Annotated in this window: 20 protein-coding genes and 1 pseudogene; 10 read left to right on the forward strand and 11 right to left on the reverse strand. The window is 62.2% G+C overall.

Annotation, left to right across the window (positions count from 1 at the left end; all coding sequences use genetic code 11):
• Positions 1 to 418 precede the first annotated feature (418 nt).
• On the forward strand, positions 419 to 1,630 hold the full coding sequence (gene gltS, locus HX818_RS24210; RefSeq protein WP_008438737.1) for a sodium/glutamate symporter: 1,212 nt from the start codon (positions 419 to 421) through the stop codon (positions 1,628 to 1,630).
• Positions 1,631 to 1,653: 23 nt separating this feature from the next.
• On the opposite strand, the gene HX818_RS24215 is transcribed toward gltS, so the two are convergent.
• From HX818_RS24215 to HX818_RS24240, 6 genes are all read right to left on the reverse strand, one after another.
• Entirely contained in the window at positions 1,654 to 2,790 is a 1,137-nt protein-coding gene (locus HX818_RS24215) for an alpha/beta fold hydrolase (protein WP_177020882.1), read from the reverse strand.
• Positions 2,791 to 2,959: 169 nt separating this feature from the next.
• Entirely contained in the window at positions 2,960 to 4,219 is a 1,260-nt protein-coding gene (locus HX818_RS24220; RefSeq protein WP_177020883.1) for an FAD-binding oxidoreductase, read from the reverse strand.
• 3 nt (positions 4,220 to 4,222) lie between these two features.
• Positions 4,223 to 5,794 (reverse strand): aldehyde dehydrogenase (NADP(+)), encoded by a 1,572-nt coding sequence (locus tag HX818_RS24225; protein ID WP_177020884.1) that lies wholly within the window; start codon positions 5,792 to 5,794, stop codon positions 4,223 to 4,225.
• Between the two features lie 179 nt (positions 5,795 to 5,973).
• On the reverse strand, positions 5,974 to 6,921 hold the full coding sequence (locus HX818_RS24230; protein ID WP_177020885.1) for a dihydrodipicolinate synthase family protein: 948 nt from the start codon (positions 6,919 to 6,921) through the stop codon (positions 5,974 to 5,976).
• A 38-nt stretch (positions 6,922 to 6,959) separates the two neighbouring features.
• Positions 6,960 to 7,886: a 4-hydroxyproline epimerase gene (locus HX818_RS24235; protein WP_177020886.1), complete on the reverse strand. Its 927-nt coding sequence runs from the start codon at positions 7,884 to 7,886 to the stop codon at positions 6,960 to 6,962.
• A 30-nt stretch (positions 7,887 to 7,916) separates the two neighbouring features.
• Positions 7,917 to 9,533, reverse strand: a complete 1,617-nt coding sequence (locus HX818_RS24240) for an APC family permease (RefSeq protein WP_177020887.1) — start codon at positions 9,531 to 9,533, stop codon at positions 7,917 to 7,919.
• 211 nt (positions 9,534 to 9,744) lie between these two features.
• Here HX818_RS24240 and HX818_RS24245 point away from each other — a divergent pair, with 211 nt between their 5' ends.
• Complete coding sequence (locus HX818_RS24245) at positions 9,745 to 10,521, forward strand: AraC family transcriptional regulator (RefSeq protein ID WP_003220000.1); 777 nt, start codon at positions 9,745 to 9,747, stop codon at positions 10,519 to 10,521.
• 311 nt (positions 10,522 to 10,832) lie between these two features.
• Here the strand turns inward: HX818_RS24245 and HX818_RS24250 are convergent, their stop codons facing one another.
• On the reverse strand, positions 10,833 to 12,119 hold the full coding sequence (locus tag HX818_RS24250) for a CitMHS family transporter (protein ID WP_177020888.1): 1,287 nt from the start codon (positions 12,117 to 12,119) through the stop codon (positions 10,833 to 10,835).
• 109 nt (positions 12,120 to 12,228) lie between these two features.
• Positions 12,229 to 13,155 (reverse strand): SMP-30/gluconolactonase/LRE family protein, encoded by a 927-nt coding sequence (locus HX818_RS24255; RefSeq protein ID WP_003219997.1) that lies wholly within the window; start codon positions 13,153 to 13,155, stop codon positions 12,229 to 12,231.
• 320 nt (positions 13,156 to 13,475) lie between these two features.
• Between HX818_RS24255 and HX818_RS24260 the strand changes: the two genes are divergently transcribed.
• The 5 genes from HX818_RS24260 (at position 13,476) to HX818_RS24280 (ending at position 18,339) form a co-directional block, all read left to right on the forward strand.
• Positions 13,476 to 14,417 carry a hydroxymethylglutaryl-CoA lyase gene (locus HX818_RS24260; protein WP_023659009.1) on the forward strand — a complete coding sequence of 314 codons (942 nt, stop codon included), beginning with the start codon at positions 13,476 to 13,478 and terminating at the stop codon, positions 14,415 to 14,417.
• On the forward strand, positions 14,414 to 15,613 hold the full coding sequence (locus tag HX818_RS24265) for a CaiB/BaiF CoA-transferase family protein (protein ID WP_134326085.1): 1,200 nt from the start codon (positions 14,414 to 14,416) through the stop codon (positions 15,611 to 15,613). The genes HX818_RS24260 and HX818_RS24265 overlap by 4 nt, the downstream gene beginning before the upstream one ends.
• A gap of 47 nt (positions 15,614 to 15,660) precedes the next feature.
• Complete coding sequence (locus HX818_RS24270) at positions 15,661 to 16,980, forward strand: MFS transporter (protein ID WP_256346361.1); 1,320 nt, start codon at positions 15,661 to 15,663, stop codon at positions 16,978 to 16,980.
• Between the two features lie 117 nt (positions 16,981 to 17,097).
• On the forward strand, positions 17,098 to 17,862 hold the full coding sequence (locus tag HX818_RS24275; RefSeq protein WP_102605119.1) for an IclR family transcriptional regulator: 765 nt from the start codon (positions 17,098 to 17,100) through the stop codon (positions 17,860 to 17,862).
• A gap of 51 nt (positions 17,863 to 17,913) precedes the next feature.
• Positions 17,914 to 18,339 carry a GNAT family N-acetyltransferase gene (locus tag HX818_RS24280; RefSeq protein WP_177020889.1) on the forward strand — a complete coding sequence of 142 codons (426 nt, stop codon included), beginning with the start codon at positions 17,914 to 17,916 and terminating at the stop codon, positions 18,337 to 18,339.
• 18 nt (positions 18,340 to 18,357) lie between these two features.
• Here the strand turns inward: HX818_RS24280 and HX818_RS31550 are convergent.
• Positions 18,358 to 18,444: pseudogene (locus HX818_RS31550) on the reverse strand (SPOR domain-containing protein); the annotation flags it as partial.
• Positions 18,445 to 18,676: 232 nt separating this feature from the next.
• On the opposite strand from HX818_RS31550, the gene HX818_RS24285 reads away from it, so the two are divergent.
• From HX818_RS24285 to pcp, 3 genes are read left to right on the forward strand one after another with little or no spacing between them, the layout of a single operon-like run.
• Positions 18,677 to 19,390, forward strand: coding sequence for a DUF969 domain-containing protein (locus tag HX818_RS24285; protein ID WP_003219990.1), 714 nt, complete (start codon positions 18,677 to 18,679; stop codon positions 19,388 to 19,390).
• On the forward strand, positions 19,387 to 20,337 hold the full coding sequence (locus HX818_RS24290; RefSeq protein ID WP_003219989.1) for a DUF979 domain-containing protein: 951 nt from the start codon (positions 19,387 to 19,389) through the stop codon (positions 20,335 to 20,337). The genes HX818_RS24285 and HX818_RS24290 overlap by 4 nt, the downstream gene beginning before the upstream one ends.
• A 7-nt stretch (positions 20,338 to 20,344) precedes the next feature.
• Positions 20,345 to 20,992 carry a pyroglutamyl-peptidase I gene (gene pcp / locus HX818_RS24295; RefSeq protein ID WP_177020890.1) on the forward strand — a complete coding sequence of 216 codons (648 nt, stop codon included), beginning with the start codon at positions 20,345 to 20,347 and terminating at the stop codon, positions 20,990 to 20,992.
• On the opposite strand, the gene HX818_RS24300 is transcribed toward pcp, so the two are convergent.
• Positions 20,985 to 22,397: a heavy metal sensor histidine kinase gene (locus tag HX818_RS24300; protein WP_003219987.1), complete on the reverse strand. Its 1,413-nt coding sequence runs from the start codon at positions 22,395 to 22,397 to the stop codon at positions 20,985 to 20,987. The two genes, pcp and HX818_RS24300, sit on opposite strands and share 8 nt — an antisense overlap.
• The gene (locus tag HX818_RS24305; RefSeq protein WP_003219986.1) at positions 22,394 to 23,065 is read right to left on the reverse strand and encodes a heavy metal response regulator transcription factor; all 672 of its coding nucleotides are present in this window, start codon (positions 23,063 to 23,065) and stop codon (positions 22,394 to 22,396) included. The genes HX818_RS24300 and HX818_RS24305 overlap by 4 nt, the downstream gene beginning before the upstream one ends.
• Positions 23,066 to 23,098 lie beyond the last annotated feature (33 nt).

Consider the following 23,098-nt stretch of genomic DNA (forward strand, 5'->3'; position numbering starts at 1 on the left):
TGAGCGGGCTTTTTTATTGGGAATATTTATTCCCAGGGTATAGGTTCGCGGCCAGCGCCGTTGCGACGCCCAGCAACAGAGCGGCCGCAATTGTCCCTTGGTAATCATTGGCCAACACAGAAGCACGGCCAGGTAGGGCAGATTCGAATGGGCGCTGAGTCGGCAGGATGCCGCGGACCTGTAAAGCGCCCGTCCAGACGCAGTTCTGCAGCCCTTGTCATGCACTCGATTTTCTCGTCTTGCCCCTTCAGATTGCGCTTCGCAAGTCTTTCGCCTGAATGTCTTGGGGATTCCGTTCGGCAACGTTAGGACTTTTCCGAGGTTAAAGATGGCGTCGTACTACTACTCTTCCTGTGTTGTTCCGAAGGATCGATAGGCCTGCCCCGATTCGTCATAAATAACTACAGAGAGCTGCCCCATGCTTCAACTCGACTTCTATTCAACGCTGGTCGCCGCCTCCCTGGTGCTTTTACTTGGGCGCGGGCTGGTCGCTCGAGTCGGTTTCCTGCGCACTTACAATATTCCGGAGCCGGTGGCCGGCGGTTTAGTGGTGGCGGTGCTGCTCCTGGTCCTGCGTATGCTCGCTGGCATTGAGGTCCGGTTTGATTCGTCGCTGCAGACGCCACTGATGTTGGCTTTCTTTGCCACCATTGGTTTGAATGCGGATTTCGCCAGCCTGAAGAAAGGCGGGCGGGTGCTGGGGATTTTCCTGCTGGTGGTGACGGCGCTCCTGGTGGTCCAGAACGCGATGGGGATTGCGCTGGCCAAGGCGCTGGGGCTCGATCCGTTGATGGGGTTGTTGGCGGGCTCCATTACGCTGTCGGGTGGGCACGGGACCGGCGCGGCCTGGGGCGCGGTGTTCAGCGAGAAGTATGGCGTGGCGTCGGCGTCCGAACTGGCCATTGCTTCCGCGACCTTTGGCCTGGTGCTCGGCGGCCTGATTGGCGGCCCGGTCGCTCGCCTGCTGATCAAGCGCGTCCAGACGCCCGCCCTGGCGCCGGTACAACCGCGTGGGCCAAAAGGATTCGAGCAGCCGAATCAAGAGCGCATGATCACCTCCTTCTCCTTTATCGAGACCCTGGCGCTGCTCGCCATCAGCCTGCAAGTGGGCACGTTCCTCAGCGGTTTTATCCAGGGCACGGCCTTTGAGCTGCCGACGTTTGTGTGTGTCTTGTTTGTCGGTGTGGTGTTGCGTAATGGCCTGTCGGCGCTGGGCTGGCACCAGGTATTCGAGCGCGAAGTCTCGGTGCTAGGGAATGTCAGCCTGTCGTTGTTCCTGGCGATTGCATTGATGTCGCTCAAGCTCTGGGACCTCGCCGCGCTGGCCCTGCCGATTTTCATCCTGCTGGCTGCGCAGGCGTTGATGATGGCGCTGTTTGCGATTTTCGTGACGTTCCGGGTGATGGGGAGCAACTATGACGCGGCGGTCCTGGCGGCGGGGCACTGCGGTTTCGGGCTCGGTGCCACGCCAACTGCCATTGCGAACATGCAGGCGGTGACCCAGCGTTTCGGGCCATCGCAGATTGCATTTCTGGTGGTGCCGATGGTGGGCGCCTTTTTCATCGATATCACCAATGCGATCGTGATCAAGTTGTACCTGGCGCTGCCGTTCCTGGGCGTCGCGGGATAAACGCGGTTTACCGGATTTGCCGTTTAATGACTCGCCAGGTCCTGCTTGCCCAGGACCTCGTCAATCACCCCAAGCTGCCAGGTGAAATACGGATTGAACGTCAACCGCGCGTGCATCTTGCCCGGCTCACGGTAGCCCCAGTCCGAATACCACACGTCGGCCCCTTGTTCGCAGGCGCGGGTTGCGTCGTCCGTCTGGCCGTTCCAGCAAAACCGCAGGCTGCCCTGTTCGCCATACAGAGCGTTGTCGGGTGAGAACAGCAACCCCATGTGGGAGAACTGGCTGATCCGCAACTCCGGCAGGTAGTCGGTACGCGCTTTTACACGGCGGGTATCCCAGGCGCTCTCTGGCAATGTGCCGTACCAGGCGAGGCGGCTATGGGGGTTGCTGAAGCGTTGCTGGAAGGTCTCCAGCACGTAGTGCGTATCGAGTACTGAGTCGTGGGCTGCGACGGCAATGAATACCGGCTTGTCATAGGGGCGCCGCTCCAGGTCCTGGCGGGCTAGCCGGCTGCTGCGGTAGAACTGGGCAAAACCGTTGGTGGGCACTGTCATGTAGCGCACCAGGCTCTGTTGTGGCCGGCTGGCGTCTGGCGCCAGCAGCCAGGGGCGCGCCCAACTGATCAGGGGTGTCAGCCAGTCGTAGGTCATGCTGGACTGGAACGCGGGAGAGAACAGCAGCAGCCCCGCGACGTCGTCGTGTTTGTAGGCGTAGTCGAGTACCAGGTTGGCGCCGGTGGAAAAGCCGCCGAGGTAGATTTCTCCCACCTCTGCGCGAAGGATCGCAGCCTGTTCGTCCACCACCCGGCGCCAGTCTTCCATGCGCACCTGCAGCATGTCGGCCGGTTGCGTGCCGTGGCCAGGCAGCAGCACGGTCCTGACCAGGAAGCCGCGGGCGGCCAGTGCGCTGCCGATATCGTGGAAAGACCAGGGTGAGTCGCCCAGGCCATGCACGAGAATGATCCCGCGCTTGGGGGCACCAGCCGGGCGCCATTCCTGCGGGGCGTTCCAGTTGAGTTCGGCATCCTTGTCGATGCCCTGGAAATCACGATGGTCCCGCAGCCATTGCAAGGTAGCGGTGCGATACGCTTCGAATGATTTCTGGCCAAGCGGCATGCCCGGTTCTGCCAGGGCTGTCGTGCAGAGCAATAGGGCGAGCATGCCGCAAGCAACGCTTCGGAGCGTTCTGCGCATCGATGGACGGGGCTGCATACAGGTGTGGTTGTTCAAGGCAGGTTCTCAACGGAGCGTAACCGTAAGGTCATGCACGATAATGACCTGCCTTGTATCGCCGAAAGTGCGAAACAGTAGCAAGACGTTTCCGATGATCTCAGAAACGATCCAGCCGGTAGGGCTCAAGCGCCGGCAGCCCGTTGGACGCGGCCGCAGGCGATGCCAGCCGTGCAATCAACTCCGCCGTCACCGCAGCCTGCGTCAGGCCCAGATGCTGATGCCCAAAGGCAAGCAGCACCTTGCCCTCGCACACCTTGTCGATAATCGGCAGCGAGTCCGGCAGGGAAGGGCGAAACCCCATCCACGGCGTCGCGTCCTCGGCACTCAAGTCACGACGAAACAGCCCCTGGCTCAGTCGATGCAACTGCCACGCGCGTTCCATGTTCGGTGGGCGATCAAGGCCGGCGAACTCCACGGTACCTGCCAGCCGCAATCCGCCGTCCATTGGCGTCATGATGAACTTGCGCTCCAATGACGTGACCGCAAACGGCAACCGTCCATGCTCATGGGGCAACATCAGGTGATAGCCGCGCTCTGTATCCAGCGGGACCTTTTTGCCAGTCAGTGCGCCGGTCAGGCTGGCTGAGTGCGCACCGCATGCGATCAACACCTGGCGCGCGGCCACGGTGCCTTGGTCGGTCCGCAATGAAACACCGTGCTCGTCCAGCTTCCCGCCCACGACCTGGCGCTTGAGAAATTGCACCCCGCTGGCCTTGGCCGCTTCCATCAGCTCGCAAACCACCCCATAGGGATCGAGAAAATGCCCGGTGCGAGGAAAGAACAACCCGCCCTGAATCCCTTTGCTGAGTTGTGGCGCCGCGTCCTGCACCACGCTGGCGTGCCAGTGGTCCACCGGCACTTCCTGCTGACTCATGCGTGCCTGCAATGCATCAATGGCCTGTCGCGACTCGGCGCGCTCGAAGACCAGCAACGAGCCGTCTTCGCGCATCAGGTGCGGGCGCTCGATGCTGCCCAGCAGCCGGTGCCAGGCGCCCAGGCTGCCTTCATTGAGCGCGCGGATCCCGGCGACGGTGCGCTGGAAGGGCGCCGGGCGCAGGTTCAGCAGCAGCCGGGTAAACCATGGCAGTGCACGCGGCAGGTATTTCCAGTCCAGGCGCAGCGGGCCCATCGGGTCCATGAGCATGGCGGGCAAACGCGACAGGATCGACGCATCCGCGATGGGGAACACTTGCTCGGTCGCCAGGTGGCCGGCATTGCCGAACGAGGCGCCGTGGCCGGGTTCCTGCTGATCGATGATGACCACCCGCCGGCCCTGGCGCGCCAGTTGCAGCGCGCAGGCGACGCCGATGATGCCGGCGCCCACTACGGCGACGTCTGGCATGACGTTATCGGACATGTTCTAGGCTTCCCTCTGACCGTCGAGCAAGCGCCGCAGCAGCAATGGGTTGCCGTGTTGCAGGGCCGTCGGCAGCAAGCTATCCGGGAAATCCTGGTAGCACACCGGCCGCAGGAATCGCAGGATCGCGGCGGTGCCCACCGAGGTGGTGCGTGAGTCCGAGGTGGCCGGGAATGGTCCGCCGTGCACCATCGCATCACACACTTCAACGCCGGTCGGCCAGCCGTTGACCAGCAGGCGGCCGGCCTTGCGTTCCAGGGTCGGCAGCAGCGCGCGGGCAGTTGCCAGGTCGTCGTCATCCAGATGCAGGGTTGCGGTCAGTTGGCCCTCCAGGTGTTCGCTGACCTGGCGGACCTCATCGACGTTGGCACATTGCACGATCAATGACGTGGCGCCGAATATCTCGGCTTGCAGGCTGTGATTGGCGAGAAAGTCCCGGGCCTGGGTCACGAACAAATGGGCCTGTCCCTGGTTCGGCCCTTCGGCCGGCAGACCGGTACCTGCGAGCTGAGCATGCCGGGTCAGGGCGCTGACGCCGTCTTCGTAAGCCTTGAAGATCCCCGGTGTCAGCATGGTCTGGGCAGTGCTGTATCGAAGCAGGTTGGCAGCCGTGCCGACGAAGTGGTCCAGCGCTTGCCCTGCAACGGCAATCACCAGCCCGGGGTTGGTGCAGAACTGGCCGGCACCCTGGGTCAGGGACGCGACAAAACCTTGTGCCAATGCTTCACCGCGTGCGCTCAGCGCAGCGGGAAACAGGTAGACCGGATTGATCGAACTCATCTCTGCATACACCGGGATCGGCTCGGGGCGCGCCTGGGCCGCCTGGCACAAGGCAATACCGCCGCTGCGCGAGCCGGTGAAACCCACGGCCTTGATGCGCGGATCGCAGACCAGCGCGATACCGACCTCGCGGCCCGAGCCATACAACAGCGAAAACACACCCTCAGGCAGGCCACATTGCTGAACGGCCCGGGCCACCGCGCGGCCCACCAGTTCGCTGGTGCCAGGATGCGCGCCGTGTGCCTTCACGATCACCGGGCAACCGGCCGCCAGTGCCGACGCTGTATCACCGCCCGCCACCGAGAATGCCAGCGGAAAATTGCTCGCGCCGAACACGGCCACCGGCCCCAGCGGTACGTGGCGTTGACGCAGGTCCGAGCGAGGCAGCGGCTGGCGGTCCGGTTGTGCAGTATCCACCCGCACATCCAGCCATTCACCCGCGCGCACGGTGCGGGCAAAGGTGCGCAATTGCTGGCAGGTGCGCCCGCGTTCGCCCTGGATGCGTGGGCGGGGCAGGCCTGTCTCGGCCATTGCCCGTTCAATCAGTTCATCGCCCAGGGCTTCGATTTCGTTGGCGATGGTTTCAAGGAATTCGGTGCGAGCGGCCAACGGCGTTTCGCGATAGCTATCGAAGGCGCTCCAGGCCAACGCACAGGCGTGTTCGACATGTTCGGCGGTGCCGCCGGCGTAGGCGGGTTCCAACGCAAGGTTGGTGGCAGGATTGATCGCCCGGATGGCCTCGCGGCTGCCTGGAATGGAGTGCTGACCAATCAGCATGGTGCCCGTCAGAGTCATGGCGTAGTCCTGGAAAGTAAAGATGGGCTTGGCGAAGAGAATCCACTGTGGGAGCTGTCGAGCCCCAGCGAGGCTGCGATGCAGGCGCTGCGGTCTGGCAGGTACACCGCAGTGATCCCATCGCAGCCTCGCCGGAACTCGACAGCTCCCACATTTGATCTTTGCTGCCTTGAATAGTGTTAAACGACGTTCTGCTCGGCCGACCAGTTGGCGTACCACTGGCGGAACAGCGCGTACTGGTTCTCTGCATAACGACGCTGGGCATCGCTGAGGGCATCGGTGTCGTTGAAGTGCAGGGTGTATTCCTTGTCGCCGTTGAGCACCATCAGATGCTTGTAGAACAGCACCAGGTCGCAGCCTTCGTCGAAGGACGACAGCGCCGCCAGCGCCGACTCCAACTCCCGCGCCTGGCGACGTGCAGTGGCGTCGCCCTTGGCGGCTTTCTTGCTCAGGGCCACCAATTGCAGGACTTCCCGTGGCAGTGCATTGCCGATGCCGGTGATTGCGCCGGTGGCGTTGCAGTTGACGAAACCGTGCACCACTTGGGTGTCCACGCCGACCATCAAGGTCACGTCATCGTCCTTGGAGGTGATGTGTTCGGCCGCGTAGCGCAGGTCTGCAGCACCGCCGAATTCCTTGAAGCCGATCAGGTTCGGGTACTCGCGACGCAGTTCGAAGAACAGGTCGGCGCGGGTGGCGAAGCCGTAGTAAGGGCTGTTGTAGATCACCGCCGGCAGGTTTGGCGCGGCCTTGAGGATGGCTGCAAAGTGATCCTTTTGCGCCGTCGCCGATGCGCCACGGGACAGCACCCGCGGGATGACCATCAAACCATGGGCGCCGACCTTCGCCGCGTGCGCTGCATGGGCCACGGCTTCACGGCTGTTGACCGCGCCGGTGCCGACGATGGTCGGCACACCGGCGGCCACCAGGCGCGCCACGCCTTCCTGGCGCTCGGCCTCGGTCAGCAACGGCCAGTCGCCCATGGAGCCGCAGTACACCACCGCGCTCATGCCGATATCGATCAGTTCGCGGCCCTTGGCGACCAGTGCGTCAAAGTCCGGTTTGCGCTGGGCGGTGCACGGCGTCATCAATGCAGGGATGCAACCGGTGAAGATAGTGGTATTCATTGTTTCAGCTCCAGTTTGATTGAAGGGGCGGGGGCGGTTCAGATGCCCCACGCGAAAGGGTCCTGTTCGTCGATCAGCAAGGTACTGTCGGCGGTCATGTAGGCGCGGCCGGTGATGGAAGGGCGCACACGTTCGCCCTCCCATTCATAGCTGCCTTCGAATTGGCTGCCGGTGATGCTGGCTTGTATCCACGGCTCACCGGCGGCGAGTTTCCCGTCGGCCGCCAGGCATGCGAGCTTGGCGCTGGTGCCGGTGCCGCAGGGCGAGCGGTCGTAGGCCTTGCCTGGGCACATGACAAAGTTGCGGCTGTCGGCCTGGGGGTGGTCGGCGAACAGTTCGATATGGTCGATCAGGGCGCCGTCTTCGCCGTGGATGCCCTGGGCTTCGAGGGCCTTGAGCATTGTCCAGGTGTAGTCGGTCAGGGCTTCGACGTTGTCCATTTCCAGCGCTTGGCCATGATCGGAAACCAGGAAGAACCAATTGCCGCCCCAGGCGATATCGCCGTAGACCAAGCCATGTCCAGGCACTTGCACCGAGACATGCTGGCGATAGCGATAGGCGGGCACATTGCGCAACGTGACCGCGCCGTCGGCGTGCAACGTGGCGCTCACCGGGCCGACCGGCGTGTCGATCTTGTGCACCCCCGGCGCGATCTGCCCCAAGTGGTGCAACGAGGCAACCAGGCCGATGGTGCCGTGGCCGCACATGCCGAGGTAGCCGGCGTTATTGAAGAAAATCACGCCGCAGGTGGCATCGGCCGAGACCGGCGCGCAATACAGCGCGCCCACCAGAACATCGTTGCCACGGGGCTCCAGCAGGCACGCCCTGCGCCATTGGTCATGCCGGGTGCGCAGGTCGTCGAGTTTGTCGACCATGGTCTCGCCGGCCAGCGTCGGGAACCCCGTCATCACCAGGCGCGTGGGCTCGCCGCCGGTGTGGGAATCAATGATGTGCACTCGTTTCATAGAACAATCCATCCAGTGGTTGGCTGAGGCTCAGGAAGCCAGCTGTGCCCGGCCGATATCGGGCTCAGGGGCTTCGCTTTCGTCGTCTTCGGTTTCCAGGCGAACCAGGTGCGCCGGCACGCCGGTGGCCGCGCCCCAGTAATAAATCCCCAGCGCGCAAGCGGCGACGACCACGGTGTCGAACGGGTGGCTGAGGATGCCCAGGCCACCGAAGCTGCCGAGTTTCGACAGGATGATGGTCACGGCGTAGAAGCCGATCAGCCAGGCGGAGGAGCGAACCTGGCGGCCCAGGCTCAGGTGCAGGGTCGGCACAAAACGGCCGCACAGCAGGTACACCACGAACATCAGGATTTGCAGGCCGAGCAGCCACGACACGGTGCTCCAGCCGGACCAGTAGACGATCAGCGCGGCGATGATGAACGACAGCGGGCCGAGCAGGCCCATCCACTTGACCCGGAACGGGCGCGGCAGGTCAGGCGCATTGCGGCGCAGGGCGGCCACGGATACCGGCGCCACGGCGTAGCTCAACACCAGCGCGGCGGACACCACGTTGATCAGCGCCTCCCACGACGGGAAGGGCAGCGTCCAGAACACCGACAGGCCAAAGGTCAGCCACAGCGCCGGGCGCGGGATGCCGGACTTTTCGTCGATGCGGGTGAAGATCTTGAAGAAGGTTCCGGTTTGCGCCCAGCCGTAGATCACCCGTGGCGTGGCGTTCATGTAGATATTGCCGCAGCCGCTGGGGGAGATCACGGCGTCGGCGACCACCAGGTACGCCAGCCAGCCCACGCCCAGGGCGAGCGCGATGTCGCGGTACGGCAGGGCCAGTTCCTTGGCGACGCCGGCCCAGCCGTTGGCGAGCATTTCGGTGGGGATGCCGCCGAGGAAAGCGGTCTGCAACAGCACGTAGATTGCAGTGGAGAGCAGCACCGACAGGATCAGTGCAATCGGAATGGTGCGTTGCGGGTTCTTCACTTCGCTGGCCACCGAGATGATTGGCGTCAGACCCAGGTAGGCGAAAATCACCCCGCCGGCAGACACGGCCATTTCAATCCCCGACAGGCCGAACGGCGCGAAGCCCTGGGCGTGGAAATTCTCCGGCTTAAAAAAGGTGAACAGCACGCCGATCACCAGCAGCGGCACGATGAACTTGAACACGCTGACCAGGTTATTGGCCATGGCGAAGGTCTTCACGCTGCGGTAGTTGAGGGCGAAAAACAGCGAGAGCAGCGCAAACTGCACGAACCAGCCGAGGACGGTGGGGTTGCTGGAACCCGCCTGCGTCAACTCGGGAAACCACGCCGCGGCGTATTGGCGCGAGGCGACCACTTCAATTGCCACCAGGCTTGAAAACGCGATCAGCGTGATAAAGCCCATCAGGTAGCCCAGCAGCGGGCCGTGGGAATAGACCGGGTAGCGCACCACGCCGCCGGCGCGGGGCAATGCCGCCCCCAGTTCGCAATACACAATGCCCAGCAGCAACACGGCGAAGCCGCCCAGCAACCAGGAAAAAATCCCCGCCGGTCCGGCGATGGCGGAGACGTGACTGGCCGCGAACAGCCAGCCCGAACCGAAGATCGCTCCCAGTCCGATAAAGGTGAGGTCGATCAATGAAAGCTGTTTCTTGAACTTGCCTTGGGCTGACATGGCGGCGCCTTCTTGTGGGTTATTGGATAGGCATGCAGTGGCCATACAGTGAACCCATCAACGGCGCCGCGATTGATGTTTTGCGCAGGCTGCGATGACGAAATCAGCACAATTGCGAGTGCTCGACAGGGCTACCGCCATGCGGCAATCTGCTCGCCAGGCACCGCCCGCCGGGCGCCTGGCCTGTCCGCAAAATGCAGGAGAGAGCGTCATGATGCAGAGCGCGTTCGCGACCCTATGCCAAGGGAGCGAGTCGAATCGTCCACAGACCATCGAAGAATTACTGGCCGGCGTGGGGTTGCTGTTGCCGATGCTGGACGTGATTCCCAATGCCGCGATCTTTATCAAGGACGTGCAGGCGCGCTACGTATTGGCCAACCGCACCCTGGTGCAGCGGTGCGGCTTGAAGGACTTGCAACCGCTGTTGGGAAAAACCAGCGCCGAGGTATTTCCCGCGCAGTTGGGGCCCGGCTATACCGAGCAGGATCGGCGGGTGCTGGAGCAGGGATTTGTCCTCGAAGACCAGTTGGAACTGCACCTCTACGGTACCCGCGAGCCGGGTTGGTGCCTGACCCACAAATGGCCGCTGTACAGCCGCGACGCTGCAATCATCGGCCTGGCGGGCATCTCGGTCGACCTGCAAACCGCCAGCGAAACCCACCCGGCCTATCAACGGCTGGCGGCGGTGGACGAGCACATCCGGGCGCATTTCAATCGGCGGGTCACGTTGGGTGAACTGACGCGGATCGCCGGGATTTCCGTGGCGCAACTGGAGCGCTACTGCAAGCGCGTGTTCCACCTGACACCGCGCCAGATGATCCAGAAGGTACGCCTGGAACATGCGCACCGGCTGCTGCATACCGAGCTGCCGATCACTGAGGTGGCGTTGCAGTGCGGGTACACCGACCACAGTGCGTTTACCCGGCAGTTCAAGGCGTTGACCGGGTTTACGCCGCGCCAGTATCGGCAGGCGACGAGTGGGCAGTGATGTCTGATTTCGCAGCTGCGCCAACGTGGCCAGTTTTATCCCTGCCGGTAGCGCAACCTTTCAAATCAGCCAGGCGGTCCCCGTGAGTGGCTGCGTGGTGGAGATCACCGACAAAGCACCTGACACTCGCCTGATTCTTTCAGGAGGGAAGTTGTCACGGGTGGGTGTTCGCCTTGATTTAATAGGGCTGTGTGGCCTTGTTCAAATACCCTGGCGAGCCTTCAACGTTTCAAACATCGCCTCGGCGGCCAGGGCATGCGCCCAGCGCGTCGGGCGGCAAAGGCGACTGTCCCGCCCGCGACAGTCGTTCCTCAGTTGATGACGGTGATTGCACCTATCGCAATCGCCGCCAGCAACATCACCATCACCGTGCCCACGGTCCATTTCAGCGAGACGCGCTGGTTGTCGCCGTAGTCGATGTCCAGCAGGCCGCACAGCAGGTACGTCGAGGCCACCAACGGGCTGAGCAAGTGCACCGGCTGACCGATCAGCGAGGCAATCGCCATTTCCTTCGCATCAATTCCGTAGTGGGCAGCGGTCTGTGCCCAGATGGGCAGTACGCCGAAATAGAATGCATCGTTGGACAGCACATAGGTGAACGGCATGCTCAGCAGCGCGGTGATCACCGACAGGTAAGGCCCGGACTGTTGCGGCAGCAGCGCGATCAGGTTGTCGGAGATCGCCTTGACCATGCCGGTGCCGCCCATGATCCCGACAAAAATCCCCGCGGCAAAGATCAGCAAGGTCACCGCCATCACGTTGTCGGCATGCCGCGCGATGACTTCCTTTTGCTGCTTGATGGACGGGAAGTTGACCAGGCAGGCCAGGCCGAAGGCGATCATGAACAGGATCGGCAAGGGCATCAGGCTGATCATCATGCAGGTGATCAGGGCGATGGTCAGCACCACGTTGAACAGAAAACGCGGATCGCTCAGGCGAATATGCGCATAGCCCTTGAGCACTTCTTCCTCGCTGATGCTCACTTTGCCCAGGCGGCGGAACTCCATGCGCCCCAGCCACCAGGCGGCGAACAACACCCACACTGCACCGGCCAGCATGATCGGTACCATGCTCACGAACAGCTCGGTGATGTCCACATGCATCGCACTGGCCGCCCGGGAAAACGGCCCGCCCCACGGCAGGATATTCATCACGCCAATCGACATCAGCAGCACGGTGGCCATGACTTGCAGGCGGATGCCGGTCAGCCGGTACAGCGGCAAAAACGCAGCGGTCGCAATGATGTAAGTGGTGGCGCCGTCGCCATCCAGGCCTACACACAGGCCAAGTACGGCGGTACCGACCACGATCTTGCGCGGGTCGCCCTTGACCAGGCGCAGGATCACTTTGATCAGCGGGTTGAACAGTCCTGCGTCGGTCATCAGGCAGAAATACAGGATCGCGAACGTCAGCATGATGCCGGTGGGGGCGAGCATCTTCAGGCCGTCGTACATCATGCCGCCCAGTTGCGGGGCGAAGCCGGCCAGGCAGCCGAAGACGATCGGTACCAGCAGCAGCGCCACCAGCGGTGACAGGCGCTTGCTCATGATCAGGTACATGAAGCAGACGATCATGGCGTAGCTCAGGAATATCAACATGGGTGTGCCTTCTTGTTGGTCTTATAGGGCGCCAGGCAAGTGACTGCCGGCTTTTTTCAGGGCGAACGAAGTCCCTGCGTGCTGCGCGCAGCGTTCAGTGCCGGTGGATTCAGCGGTGGGAAAACATCGGTTGGCCGGCGTGCTCCAGGTCGGCGACCAGGATCGAGCCGGTCGACGAATCGGTGATGAACAGTTGCCGGTTGCCCTCGCCGCCGAACGCCAGGTTGGTCAGGGTGCGGCCCTCGGTGCAGCTGCGGATGCGATAGAGCGGTACGGCGTGGGGATCGAATACCCAGACGCAGGCATTGCCGGCATCGCACACGTAGAGGTTGCCGAGCGCGTCGAGGGCCATGCCGTCGGCGCCACTCACGCCGCCCGCCAGTGCGGTGAAGATCCCGACTTTGCTTGTGCCGCCGTCGCGCTGGATCGGCAGGCGCCACACCGCGTTGCCCCGGGTCATGGCGACGAACAGCGCGTTTTGCGCCAGGTCCATGACCAGGCCGTTGGGGCTCGGGCCGTTGTTGATCAGGCAGGTGAGCGTCTGATTTTCCAGGTCGTAGGCGAATACACGACCGGTGGGATCCTGTTGGCCGGTCTGCCCCTGGTCGGTGAAGTAGAGCTTGCCGCCAGCGTCGAAGAACAGGTCGTTCACACCCTTGAAGCCTTCGCTGCGGTGGTGAGTCAGAAACGGTGTGATGACGCCACTGGCTGGGTCCAGGGTCAGGATGCCGTGCTTGTAGTCGGCAATGAAAATACGCCCGTCGCGATGGATCTTCAGGCCGTTGGGCCAGCCGTCGTATTGCACCACCAGGGTCCAGTTGCCGTGCGGGTCGATGCGAAAGATCCGGCCGTAGGGAATGTCCGTGACATAGAGATTGCCCTGCACATCGAAGGACGGTCCTTCGAGGAAGCTTTTCACTCGCTGGCCGGGTTTGTTGGCGTGCACCCACTCGGAGTCTCCGTCCTTGCAGAAAACCTGCGGCAATGTGCTGAAGACGCGAGTGGGCAAATCACGAGGCGGGGCATACAGGCTCACAGGATCAACTCCTACGGAACGGGCAAGGCACCTCTGAAAAGGAGGTAAGCCTTGTCTCATTATTGTTTTGTTCTGTTGGATAGAACGATGTGCTTTCTAATAGAACAAATGTCGAGGTTATTTCTTGGGCTGTCAACCCTGTCTTTTGCCATATCAGACCAATGCAATGAATTGGCTTGCCCGCTGATCAACCAAATATAAGTAAAAAGCGCTGGGCGCTTTTCGGACGTTGACAGTGAAAATTAACGCGCTCATTATTTATTTCAGAACATCGTTCTGTCAGATAGAACAAGCATGAATTGACCTTTAAAGGCCTGGTGATGACCCCTAATAAAAACATCGACATTCTGATCAGCGAGGTAGGCCCGCGTGATGGCCTGCAAAGCGTCGCCGCGACGATGCCTACCGCGCTGAAATTGCAGTGGCTAACGGCTTTGGCCGACGCCGGCCTCAAGGAAATCGAGATTGGCTCATTCGTCTCCCCCAAGCTGCTGCCGCAGATGGCCGATGCGGCGCACTTAGTGGTGCATATGCGTCAACGCCGGGACGTGTTTGTCACGGCGCTGGTGCCGAACCTCAAGGGCGCCCAGGCCGCTTTCGACGCCGGCGTGCAGAAAATCACCCTGCCGATCTCCGTCAGCGAGCCGCATTCCCTGGCCAATATCCGCAAGACTCATCAACAGGTGTTCGAGGAGGTTCGCCAGGTCATTGCCCTGCGCAACGAACACTTCCCGAAGGTGCAAGTGGAGGCTGGGTTGTCGACGGTATTCGGTTGCACGATCCAGGGCGAAGTGCCTGAGGACGATGTGATTCGCATGGCGCTGCGCATGGCCGAGCTGGGCGTGGATGAGGTAGGGCTGGCGGACACCGTCGGCTACGCCAACCCGGCTCAGGTGCGCCGGGCGTTTATCCGCTTGCACAGCGAAATCGGCGCCAAGGCTGGCAGTGCCCATTTCCATAACACCCGCGGCCAGGGGCTGGCGAATGTGCTGGCGGCGCTCGATGTGGGGGTCACCACGTTCGACGCCTCACAGGGCGGGATTGGCGGCTGCCCATATGCGCCGGGCGCGTCGGGCAACATCGTGACCGAAGACCTGGTTTACCTGCTCGAATCCATGGGCCTGCGTACCGGCGTCGATATCGACAAGCTGGTGGCGGCACGTGAATGGCTGCAAAAAGGCCTGCCAGGCGAGCCGCTCTACGGGTTCATTCCGGATGCCGGCGTGGGCAAGAACTTCCACTACGCAGGGGCTGTACGATGAACACGCAGAATCACAAGATCCAGGCGCTGCCATTGGCGGGCATCCGCGTGGTCGAGTTTGTGCACATGGTCATGGGCCCGACCTGCGGGCTGGTGCTGGCCGATCTTGGTGCCGAAGTGATCAAGGTCGAACCGACGCCGGCTGGCGACAACACCCGGCGGTTGACCGGTTCGGGCGCCGGCTACTGGATGACCTACAACCGCAACAAGAAAAGCTTCGCCGTCGACATCAAGACCGAGGAAGGGATGGCGGCGGTGCGCAAGCTGATCGAAAGCGCCGACGTGGTCACCGAAAACTTTCGTCCAGGCGCCATGGAAAAACTCGGCCTGGGCTTTGAGCAGGTCAAGGCGATCAAGCCCGACGTTATCTACAGCTCCATGAAAGGCTTTTTGCCGGGCCCTTACGAACACCGCACTGCACTGGATGAGGTGGTGCAGATGATGTCCGGGCTCGCGTACATGACCGGCCCCGAAGGCCGCCCGCTACGCGCTGGTGCCTCGGTGAATGACGTGATGGGCGGGATGTTCAGCGCCATCTCGATCCTGGCCGCACTGTGGCAACGCAAGGCGACCGGGGAGGGCCAGTTTGTGCAGACCGGCCTGTTCGAGAACTCCGCGTTCCTGGTCGGCCAGCACATGATGCAGATGGCGACCACCGGCCAGCCGGCAGCGCCGATGCCCAGCCGTCTTTCAGCGTGGGCGATCTATGACGTGTTCAACGCCCGGGATGACGAGCAGGTGTTCATGGGCGTGGTGAGTGACAGCCAATGGCTGAGCTTCTGCCAGGCGTTTGGTTTTGAACAACTGGGCAGCGACCCCGAACTGGCGCGCAACACCCAGCGTGTGCATGCCCGTTCGCGAATCCTGCCGCTGGTGCGGGAGCGGCTGGCCACGCTGCCCAAGCAGCAAATCATGGACATGTGCGAGCAGGCCGGCTTGCCGTTCTCGCCGATCCAGCGGCCTCAGGATCTGTTTGACGATGTGCACCTGAATGCCTCCGGCGGCCTGGCGCACCTGACGCTGGATAACGGCGAGGAAGTGAAGGTGCCGATGCTGCCGTTTGAAATGAATGGCCGGCGTTTCGATACGCGCCTGAACGTGCCACAACTGGGCAGCCATTCGCAGGCGTTGCTTGAAGAACTGGGTTATGCCGCCAGGGATGTCGACGCCTTGCGCGCTCGTGGCGTGGTCCGCTAGGTCCTTTTGTCGCCATTCCAATAACAATAATGTCGAGGAAACCCGTCATGGCAATTGTCACGACACCTGCATCAGGCGCCCCAGCCATCACCGCCGTGGTGCTGGATGCAGAGCAAACCCGCGTCCTGCACAAGGCCGCCTGGCGTCTGATCCCGCTGCTCGCCCTGGCTTACTTTTTCAACTACCTGGACCGCACCAGCGTTGGCTACGCCGCCTTGCAAATGACCGAACAGCTGGGTTTGACCGCCACGCAATTCGGCCTGGGTGCGGGGATTATGTTCGTTGGCTACTGCCTGTGTGAGGTGCCGAGCAACCTGGCGATGTACCGCTTTGGCGCCCGGCGGTGGATGGCGCGCATCATGATTACCTGGGGGATTGCGGCGGCTGCCACCGCCTGGGTCGTCGGCCCCTACAGCTTCTACGCCATGCGCCTGGTGCTGGGTGTGGCCGAGGCCGGGTTCTTTCCCGGCGTGATCTTTTTCCTGACCCTGTGGTTTCCTGCGCAGTACCGCACGCGGGTGCTGGCATGGTTTACCGCGGCCACGCCGATTTCGTTCCTGGTGGGCGGCCCGCTGTCGGTGTGGCTCCTGCAAATGCACGGCATCTGGGGTTTGGCAGGCTGGCAATGGATGTTTCTGATCGAGGGCGTCCCGGCGTGCATCCTCGGGCTGATCACGTTGAAAGTGCTGACCAACCAGCCTTCCGAAGCCAAATGGCTGTCGGCACAGGAACGTGCCGTGCTCACCGGCTTGCTGGCTGAAGAGCAAAGCCAGGGCCAGCACCGCCACGGCTTCAAGGCTGCCCTGAAAGACCCTCGGGTGTGGATCCTCAGCTCGATTACCTTCAGTTTTACCCTGGGCTCCTACGGCATTGGAATCTGGCTGCCGCAGATGCTCAAGGCCCACGGTGTCGAGATCAGCATGATTGGCTGGGCGGCGGCGATTCCCTACTTTTTTGCAACCATCGGCCTGTTGGTTTGGGCGAAACACGTGGACCGCACCGGCAAGGGGATTTTCAACCTGACCGTGGCCATGCTGCTGGCTGGCCTGGCGCTATTGGTCGCCTTGCAGATGGACACATTGGTGGCCGCCCTGGCCGGGATCACCCTGGCGCTGGTGGGGACGATTGCCGGCAAGACCATTTTCTACACCTTGCCGGGCAAGTTCCTGCGTGGCCAGGCCGCTGCCGGTGGTATTGCGCTGATTAACTCGATTGGTGCCTTTGGCGGTTTTGTCGGGCCCTACCTGATGGGCTTTCTCAAGGACTACACCGGCTCGTTCACGGCGGGCCTGATGGTGATGGGGTGCATCATGTTCGTCGCGGCCGCGATGGTTATGTCGCTGCGGCTTTTCCTGCGGGACGCATAATGCGGTGGCTGCACCCCGGCGCAAAAGGGTATGTTACGGCGACTGAAAGTGTCTGGCGCGACCGGGACGGCAATGATGCCGCCGCTTGCGCCGGCGATGAATACCCAATGAGTGGCCATGAGTACCGAACCCAACAACAGTCTTGCTGATCAAGCCGGCAGTCCGGAAGGCGGCGTTGCTGCAGTCGATCGCGCGTTTTCCATTCTCGCGGCCTTCAATATCGACCAGGAGAGCTTGAGCCTGGCGGAGATCGCCCGGCGCACCGGCTTGTATAAAAGCACCATCCTGCGCCTGATCACCTCGCTGGAAAAAGCCGGGTTTGTGCGGCGCTTGAGTGACGGCCAATACGCCGTCGGGCCTGAACCTCTGCGCCTGTCCCAGCTATATCAAGCCTCGTTCCGCTTGCGGGATGTGATCCTGCCGCTGCTGGAATCCATCACCGAAGAGAGCGGCGAGACCTCGTCTTTCTACGTCTATGAAAACGGCAGCCGGGTGGTGTTGTTCCGTGTCGAGCCCAAGCGCGCGGTGCGGGTCTCGGTGCTGGAAGGCGCGCGGTTCCCGCTGCATGCCGGGGCTTCCGGCAAGGTCCTGCGCGCGTTCTCACGCCAGGGTGACGCCACACTGACTCAGGAGCGTGAACGCTGCTGGGCCTGCTCGTTCGGCGAACGCGACCCGGAAACCACCGCCGTCTCCGTCCCCGTGTTTGCAATGGGCGGTGAGCTCAAGGGCGCGTTGACGCTGTCGGGCCCCTCCGACCGATTGCTGAAAGAACACATCCCCCACGCCGCATCGATCCTGCTGCGCAACGCGGCGATCGCCACCAGCGCGTTGGGGGGCAACAACACCGAGTTGCGAGCGGCCCTGGAAAAACTCAATCCTTGAAGGGGTGGTGTTTTTGTGGGCTGATCTGGAATTCAACACAGGACGATCAAGATGGACGTGGCAATGGAACTGTCGTTTGAGGTGACGGAGCAAGAGCGCCAGGCCATCCTCCAGCCGCTGCGGACGTACAACATCAGCCAGTGCGGTGAGAACCCGTTCGAAACCTTCGGGTTGTTGTTGCGCGATCCCGTGAGCCAGGAAGTGGTAGGCGGCCTCTACGGGAAAATTTCCTATGGCTGGATGTTCATTGAGCTGTTGAGCGTGCCTGAGTCAATGCGCACTCAAGGCATGGGCTCGCGGTTGATGCTCGCGGCTGAGGAGCTGGCACGGGAGAAAGGGTGTGCGGGGATCTGGCTGGACACCTTCAGCTTCCAGGCGCCCGGGTTCTACCGGAAGCTGGGTTTCAGCGAGTTCGGGCATATTGCCGAGTACCCGCCAGGACACACGCGCCACTTTTTCCAGAAGCACCTGGGCTGAGGGCTAGCGGGTCACCGTTCACCACGTGACCAAGCCGTCGAGGCCCTGATCGGACTTCAAGTACCTGAGCACGTTCTGCGCCTGGGCCTTCTCTTCAAACGGGCCGACAAATGCCCTCTAACGCTTCAAACACCCACAAACTTTATTGGATTGCAGCAACAATTTTTCTTGTTGGACACCTACCTCCCCAAGCAGCAAAGATGCGGCCACTGACGCTCGACCTTCCAGGTCAACAATAAAAAATCGAGCCGGGCTGCACGCCGTTTTCTTGCAGTGAACCCTTTGTTCACTACCTGCTTTACTGGCGCCGCAGCGCGCACTTAAGGACCTCACCACCATGCAAACTGTTGTGAACCTATGGCCGCTGATTGGCGTACTCGTCATCGTGGTCGGCTTTGTGTTGCGCTTCAATCCGCTGCTGGTCGTCACGGCGGCAGCGATTGCCACCGGGTTTGCCGCCCACTTCCCGCTGGAAAAGATCCTCGCCACCATGGGCGACGGCTTCCTCCAGACCCGCGCCTTGCAATTGATCCTGTTGTTGCCACTGGCTGTCATTGGCTTGCTGGAGCGTCATGGCTTGCGCCTGCATGCGCAAAACTGGATCGCGCGCTTTGAGCGGGCCACGGTTGGGCGCTTGCTGATCATCTATCTGTTTGTGCGTGAATCCACAGCGGCCATGGGCCTGACGAGCCTGGGCGGGCACCCGCAGATGGTGCGCCCGTTGCTGGCGCCGATGGCGGAAGGCGCGGCGGAAAAACGCTATGGCAAACTCCCCGACAAGCTTCGCCACAAGGTCCTGGCCATGTGTGCCGCGACCGACAACGTGGGGCTGTTTTTTGGCGAGGATATCTTCGTCGCCTTTGGTGCGATTGCGCTGATGCACACCTTCCTGCTGGGTTCGGGGATTGATGTGGAGCCTCTGCACATTGCGGTCTGGGGCATCCCGACGGCGATCTGCGCCTTCATCATTCACGCCATTCGCTTGCACCGCTTTGACCGAATGCTGACCCGAGAGCTGTTACCGGCCAACACAGCGGAGGCGGCGCAATGATCATTTCCATTCAATACCTGTACTGGCTGGCCGGCGTTCTGCTGGTGATTACCGCCGGGATGATCCTGATGGATCGCACCCACCCCAAGCGCTGGTCGAGTTCGTTGTTCTGGCTGCTGTTTGCCATTCCGTTCCTGGTGGGGGAGCGCCTGCCCTCGGTGGTGGTCGGCGTGGGCGTGGTGGTGATGGCACTCATCGCGGGCCTGGGCGGCGTAGGTCGCGGCGCGCATGCCCAGTTGCATGACAAGGCCGCACGGGCCAGCGCTGGTCGCCTGGGGCATAAACTGTTTATCCCGGCATTGGCCATTCCGTTGACCACGGTGATCGGCTCGGTATTGCTCAAACACACCGAGATCGGCGGCGTGCCGCTGCTGGACCCGAAGAACACCACCTTTGTTTCCCTGGGTATCGGCTGCCTGATTGCACTGGCGCTGGCCTGCTGGCTGACGCGGGACACCCCGGTGCAAGCCCTTCGCGAATCCCGGCGCCTCACCGAAGCGCTGGGCTGGGCGATGGTGCTGCCGCAGATGCTGGCGATGCTCGGGCTGTTGTTCAACGAAGCGGGCGTGGGCACAGCGGTGGCGCACATCACCACCACCTATATCAACCTGGATTACAAGCTGGTAGCGGTGATGGTGTATGTGTTGGGCATGGCACTGTTTACCGTGATCATGGGCAATGGCTTTGCCGCCTTCCCGGTGATGACCGGCGGCGTTGGCGTACCGGTGCTGGTAGGCATCTACGGCGGCAACCCGGCGGTGATGGCTGCCATCGGCATGTTCTCCGGTTACTGCGGTACGCTGATGACACCCATGGCGGCCAACTTCAATATTGTCCCGGCGGCGTTGCTGGAGCTGCCGGATAAAAACGCGGTCATCAAGGCACAGATGCCGACCGCGTTGATGATGCTGGTGGTCAATATTGTCCTGCTCTACCTGCTGATGTGAGGCTGTAATGCGCACTGTATTGCTGACGGGTTTCGAACCGTTTGACCAAGACCTTGTCAACCCGTCCTGGGAGGCGGTACGCCTGTTGGAGGGTGTGCAGCTGGGCGCTGATGTGCGGATTGTCGCGCGGCAGTTACCCTGTGCCTTTGCCACGGCGGGCGAGCGCCTGGCTCAGCTGTTGGCCGAACACCGCCCGCAGATGGTCATTGCTGTCGGGCTGGGCCCCGGGCGCAGTGATATTTCCATCGAGCGGGTCGCGATCAACCTCAACGACGCGCGGATCCCGGACAACCTGGGTGAGCAACCTGTCGACACGGAAGTGCTGCCCGGCGGCCCTGCGGCCTACTTCGGCACCTTGCCGAGCAAGGCCATGGTGAGGGCCGTGCGCGAGGCCGGCATTGGGGCCAGCGTGTCGCAAACCGCCGGCACTTTCGTGTGCAACCAGGTGTTCTATCTGTTGCAGCACGCGCTCGCCGGGTCAGGGGTACGCAGCGGTTTCATCCATGTGCCGTGGCTGCCCGAACAGGTGGTGGGCCGAATACCCGAGCCGGCCTCGATGGCATTGCCGATGCAGGTCGAGGGCTTGCGGATTGCGTTGCTGACGGCCTGGAATACCTTGGTGGATATCAGTGAAACGGGTGGGCAAGTCAGCTGAGGTTTTCGGCTTCGCGTCCCGGGAAAAACAACGCGAAGCATGTCACACCGTTCTCGCTGCTCACGCTGTATCGGCCGTTATGCAACTGCATGATGGTCGCGACAATCGACAGCCCCAATCCATTGGAATGCGCCGAACGCTCCCGTGATTCATCCACGCGATAAAACCGCTCGAACAACCTGGGCAAGTGCTCCGCCGGGATGGTCGCGCCGTGGTTGGTCACTGTCAGGTTGATGCCTTCGGCGCAGGGTGTGGCCTGGATCAGCAGTTCAGAGGCGGGCGCACCATATTTAATGGCGTTGGCGCACAGGTTGGCCAGGGCACGGCGCAGCAGCATCGGTTCGGCCCAGATCACACCGGCGCCCTGGGCGAGGATGCTGATATCGACATCGCCCGCCAGGCCTTCGAAGTAGTCGGCCATGCGTTCCACTTCATCGGCCGCGTCCAGTTCCTGGCGCTGGCGCAGCGCACTGGCCGGGTCGGTGCGGGCCAGGAACAGCATGTTGTCGAGCATGCGCGCCAGGCGTTCGAGTTCTTCGACGTTGGAGGCCAGCAGTTGCTGGTAGGCCTCGATGCTACGGTGTTGCTGCAGCGCCACCTGGGTTTCCCCGAGCAAGTTATTGATCGGCGTGCGCAGTTCGTGGGCCATGTCGGTGGAGACCTGGCCCAGTTGCACAAAACCCTTGGCCAGGCGTTCGAGCATGGTGTTGAACGAATCAATCATCGGCAGCAGTTCTTTGGGGGCGCCGTGGCTGTCGAGGCGCGCGGCGAGGTTGCCGACGCCGATGCCCTGGGCATGCACGGCCAGGCGCCGCAATGGCAGCAGGCCGCGATGCACCATCAGGTAACCGACCACCGCCAGTACCAATGCCGCGATGCTGGCGAGGATATAGACACTCAGCCGGTAGCTGGCGAGCACTGCGGTGCGCTCGGTCATCAACCGCCCGGTAGTGACTTGCAGGCTGCCCAGGTCGCCTGAATCGATGGTCGCGGCGAGGGTGGAGAAGGGGACGCCATTGACGCCGGGTAAATGCTGCACGTCGGCGAATTCCAGGGCGTGGTCCCGGGGCACCGGTGCAACGTCGGGCATGTCGATGTTGCCGGGGTTCACTTCCAGCAGCGGTTTCTGCCCGGGTGCGGCGATGCTCAGCACCGATTCGCGGTTGCCCAGCATGTTCTGGAACAGTTCGGGCTTGGTCTTGATCAGGTCCAGGGTGTTGCTGTCGTTCAGCAGGTTGCGCAGTTGGTCGACGCGGTAGATCAGCGCAGCGTCGTCGCGGTGGATCAGTTCGCGCTCAAGGTCGCGGTACAGCGCCACGCCGAGGGTTGCCAGCAGGGCGAACGCCAGCAGGGCGAAGATCAGCGCCAGGCGCAGCGTCAGGGAGTAATGCCGGGGCTTGCTCATGGTTGCGTATCGAAGCGATAGCCGATGCCGCGCACGCTATGGATCAGCTTGAGCTGGAACGGGTCGTCGATTTTCAGGCGCAGGCGGCGCACGGCCACGTCGACCACATTGGTGTCGCTGTCGAAATTCATGTCCCACACCCTTGAGGCAATCAGCGAGCGCGAGAGTACCTGGTCCTGATGGGTGGCGAACAAGTGCAACAAGGCGAACTCCTTGTTGGTCAGGGTGATGCGCACGCCGCCACGGCTGACGCGGCGCTTGAGCACGTCGATCTGCAGGTCGGCGATCTGCAAGTGTTCTTCTTCACGGCTTGGCCCGCGCCGGGTCAGGGTGCGCAGGCGCGCCACCAGTTCGGCGAAGGAAAACGGCTTGATCAGGTAATCGTCGGCGCCCAGTTCCAGGCCCTTGATGCGGTCGGCAATATCGTCCCGGGCGGTCAGGAACAGCACCGGCGTGTCGGCTTCCTTGCGCAGGCGACGCAGCACTTCCCAGCCGTCCATCTTCGGCATCATCACATCCAGCACGATCACGTCGAACGGGGTTTCCAGGGCCTGGTGCAAACCGTCCACGCCATCGCGGGCAAGGCTCACGGAGTAACCCAGTTCCTGCAGGCCGTTAAGCAGGTAGTTGCCCGCCTTGGGCTCGTCTTCGACTACGAGGATATTCATGGGATTCGCCCTGGTGATGTGCAGTTCTTGCGT

Origin of the sequence: Pseudomonas sp. F9001 (assembly GCF_013385435.1) — a bacterium.
Classification (GTDB): domain Bacteria; phylum Pseudomonadota; class Gammaproteobacteria; order Pseudomonadales; family Pseudomonadaceae; genus Aquipseudomonas.

What these genes read in the sequence shown, in the direction of transcription:
- gltS (WP_008438737.1), top strand. Translation starts at nt 419, where the DNA reads ATGCTTCAACTCGACTTCTATTCAACGCTGGTCGCCGCCTCCCTGGTG.
- HX818_RS24215 (WP_177020882.1), bottom strand. Translation starts at nt 2,790, where the DNA reads ATGCTCGCCCTATTGCTCTGCACGACAGCCCTGGCAGAACCGGGCATG.
- HX818_RS24220 (WP_177020883.1), bottom strand. Translation starts at nt 4,219, where the DNA reads ATGTCCGATAACGTCATGCCAGACGTCGCCGTAGTGGGCGCCGGCATC.
- HX818_RS24225 (WP_177020884.1), bottom strand. Translation starts at nt 5,794, where the DNA reads ATGACTCTGACGGGCACCATGCTGATTGGTCAGCACTCCATTCCAGGC.
- HX818_RS24230 (WP_177020885.1), bottom strand. Translation starts at nt 6,921, where the DNA reads ATGAATACCACTATCTTCACCGGTTGCATCCCTGCATTGATGACGCCG.
- HX818_RS24235 (WP_177020886.1), bottom strand. Translation starts at nt 7,886, where the DNA reads ATGAAACGAGTGCACATCATTGATTCCCACACCGGCGGCGAGCCCACG.
- HX818_RS24240 (WP_177020887.1), bottom strand. Translation starts at nt 9,533, where the DNA reads ATGTCAGCCCAAGGCAAGTTCAAGAAACAGCTTTCATTGATCGACCTC.
- HX818_RS24245 (WP_003220000.1), top strand. Translation starts at nt 9,745, where the DNA reads ATGATGCAGAGCGCGTTCGCGACCCTATGCCAAGGGAGCGAGTCGAAT.
- HX818_RS24250 (WP_177020888.1), bottom strand. Translation starts at nt 12,119, where the DNA reads ATGTTGATATTCCTGAGCTACGCCATGATCGTCTGCTTCATGTACCTG.
- HX818_RS24260 (WP_023659009.1), top strand. Translation starts at nt 13,476, where the DNA reads ATGACCCCTAATAAAAACATCGACATTCTGATCAGCGAGGTAGGCCCG.
- HX818_RS24265 (WP_134326085.1), top strand. Translation starts at nt 14,414, where the DNA reads ATGAACACGCAGAATCACAAGATCCAGGCGCTGCCATTGGCGGGCATC.
- HX818_RS24270 (WP_256346361.1), top strand. Translation starts at nt 15,661, where the DNA reads ATGGCAATTGTCACGACACCTGCATCAGGCGCCCCAGCCATCACCGCC.
- HX818_RS24275 (WP_102605119.1), top strand. Translation starts at nt 17,098, where the DNA reads ATGAGTACCGAACCCAACAACAGTCTTGCTGATCAAGCCGGCAGTCCG.
- HX818_RS24280 (WP_177020889.1), top strand. Translation starts at nt 17,914, where the DNA reads ATGGACGTGGCAATGGAACTGTCGTTTGAGGTGACGGAGCAAGAGCGC.
- HX818_RS24285 (WP_003219990.1), top strand. Translation starts at nt 18,677, where the DNA reads ATGCAAACTGTTGTGAACCTATGGCCGCTGATTGGCGTACTCGTCATC.
- HX818_RS24290 (WP_003219989.1), top strand. Translation starts at nt 19,387, where the DNA reads ATGATCATTTCCATTCAATACCTGTACTGGCTGGCCGGCGTTCTGCTG.
- pcp (WP_177020890.1), top strand. Translation starts at nt 20,345, where the DNA reads ATGCGCACTGTATTGCTGACGGGTTTCGAACCGTTTGACCAAGACCTT.
- HX818_RS24300 (WP_003219987.1), bottom strand. Translation starts at nt 22,397, where the DNA reads ATGAGCAAGCCCCGGCATTACTCCCTGACGCTGCGCCTGGCGCTGATC.
- HX818_RS24305 (WP_003219986.1), bottom strand. Translation starts at nt 23,065, where the DNA reads ATGAATATCCTCGTAGTCGAAGACGAGCCCAAGGCGGGCAACTACCTG.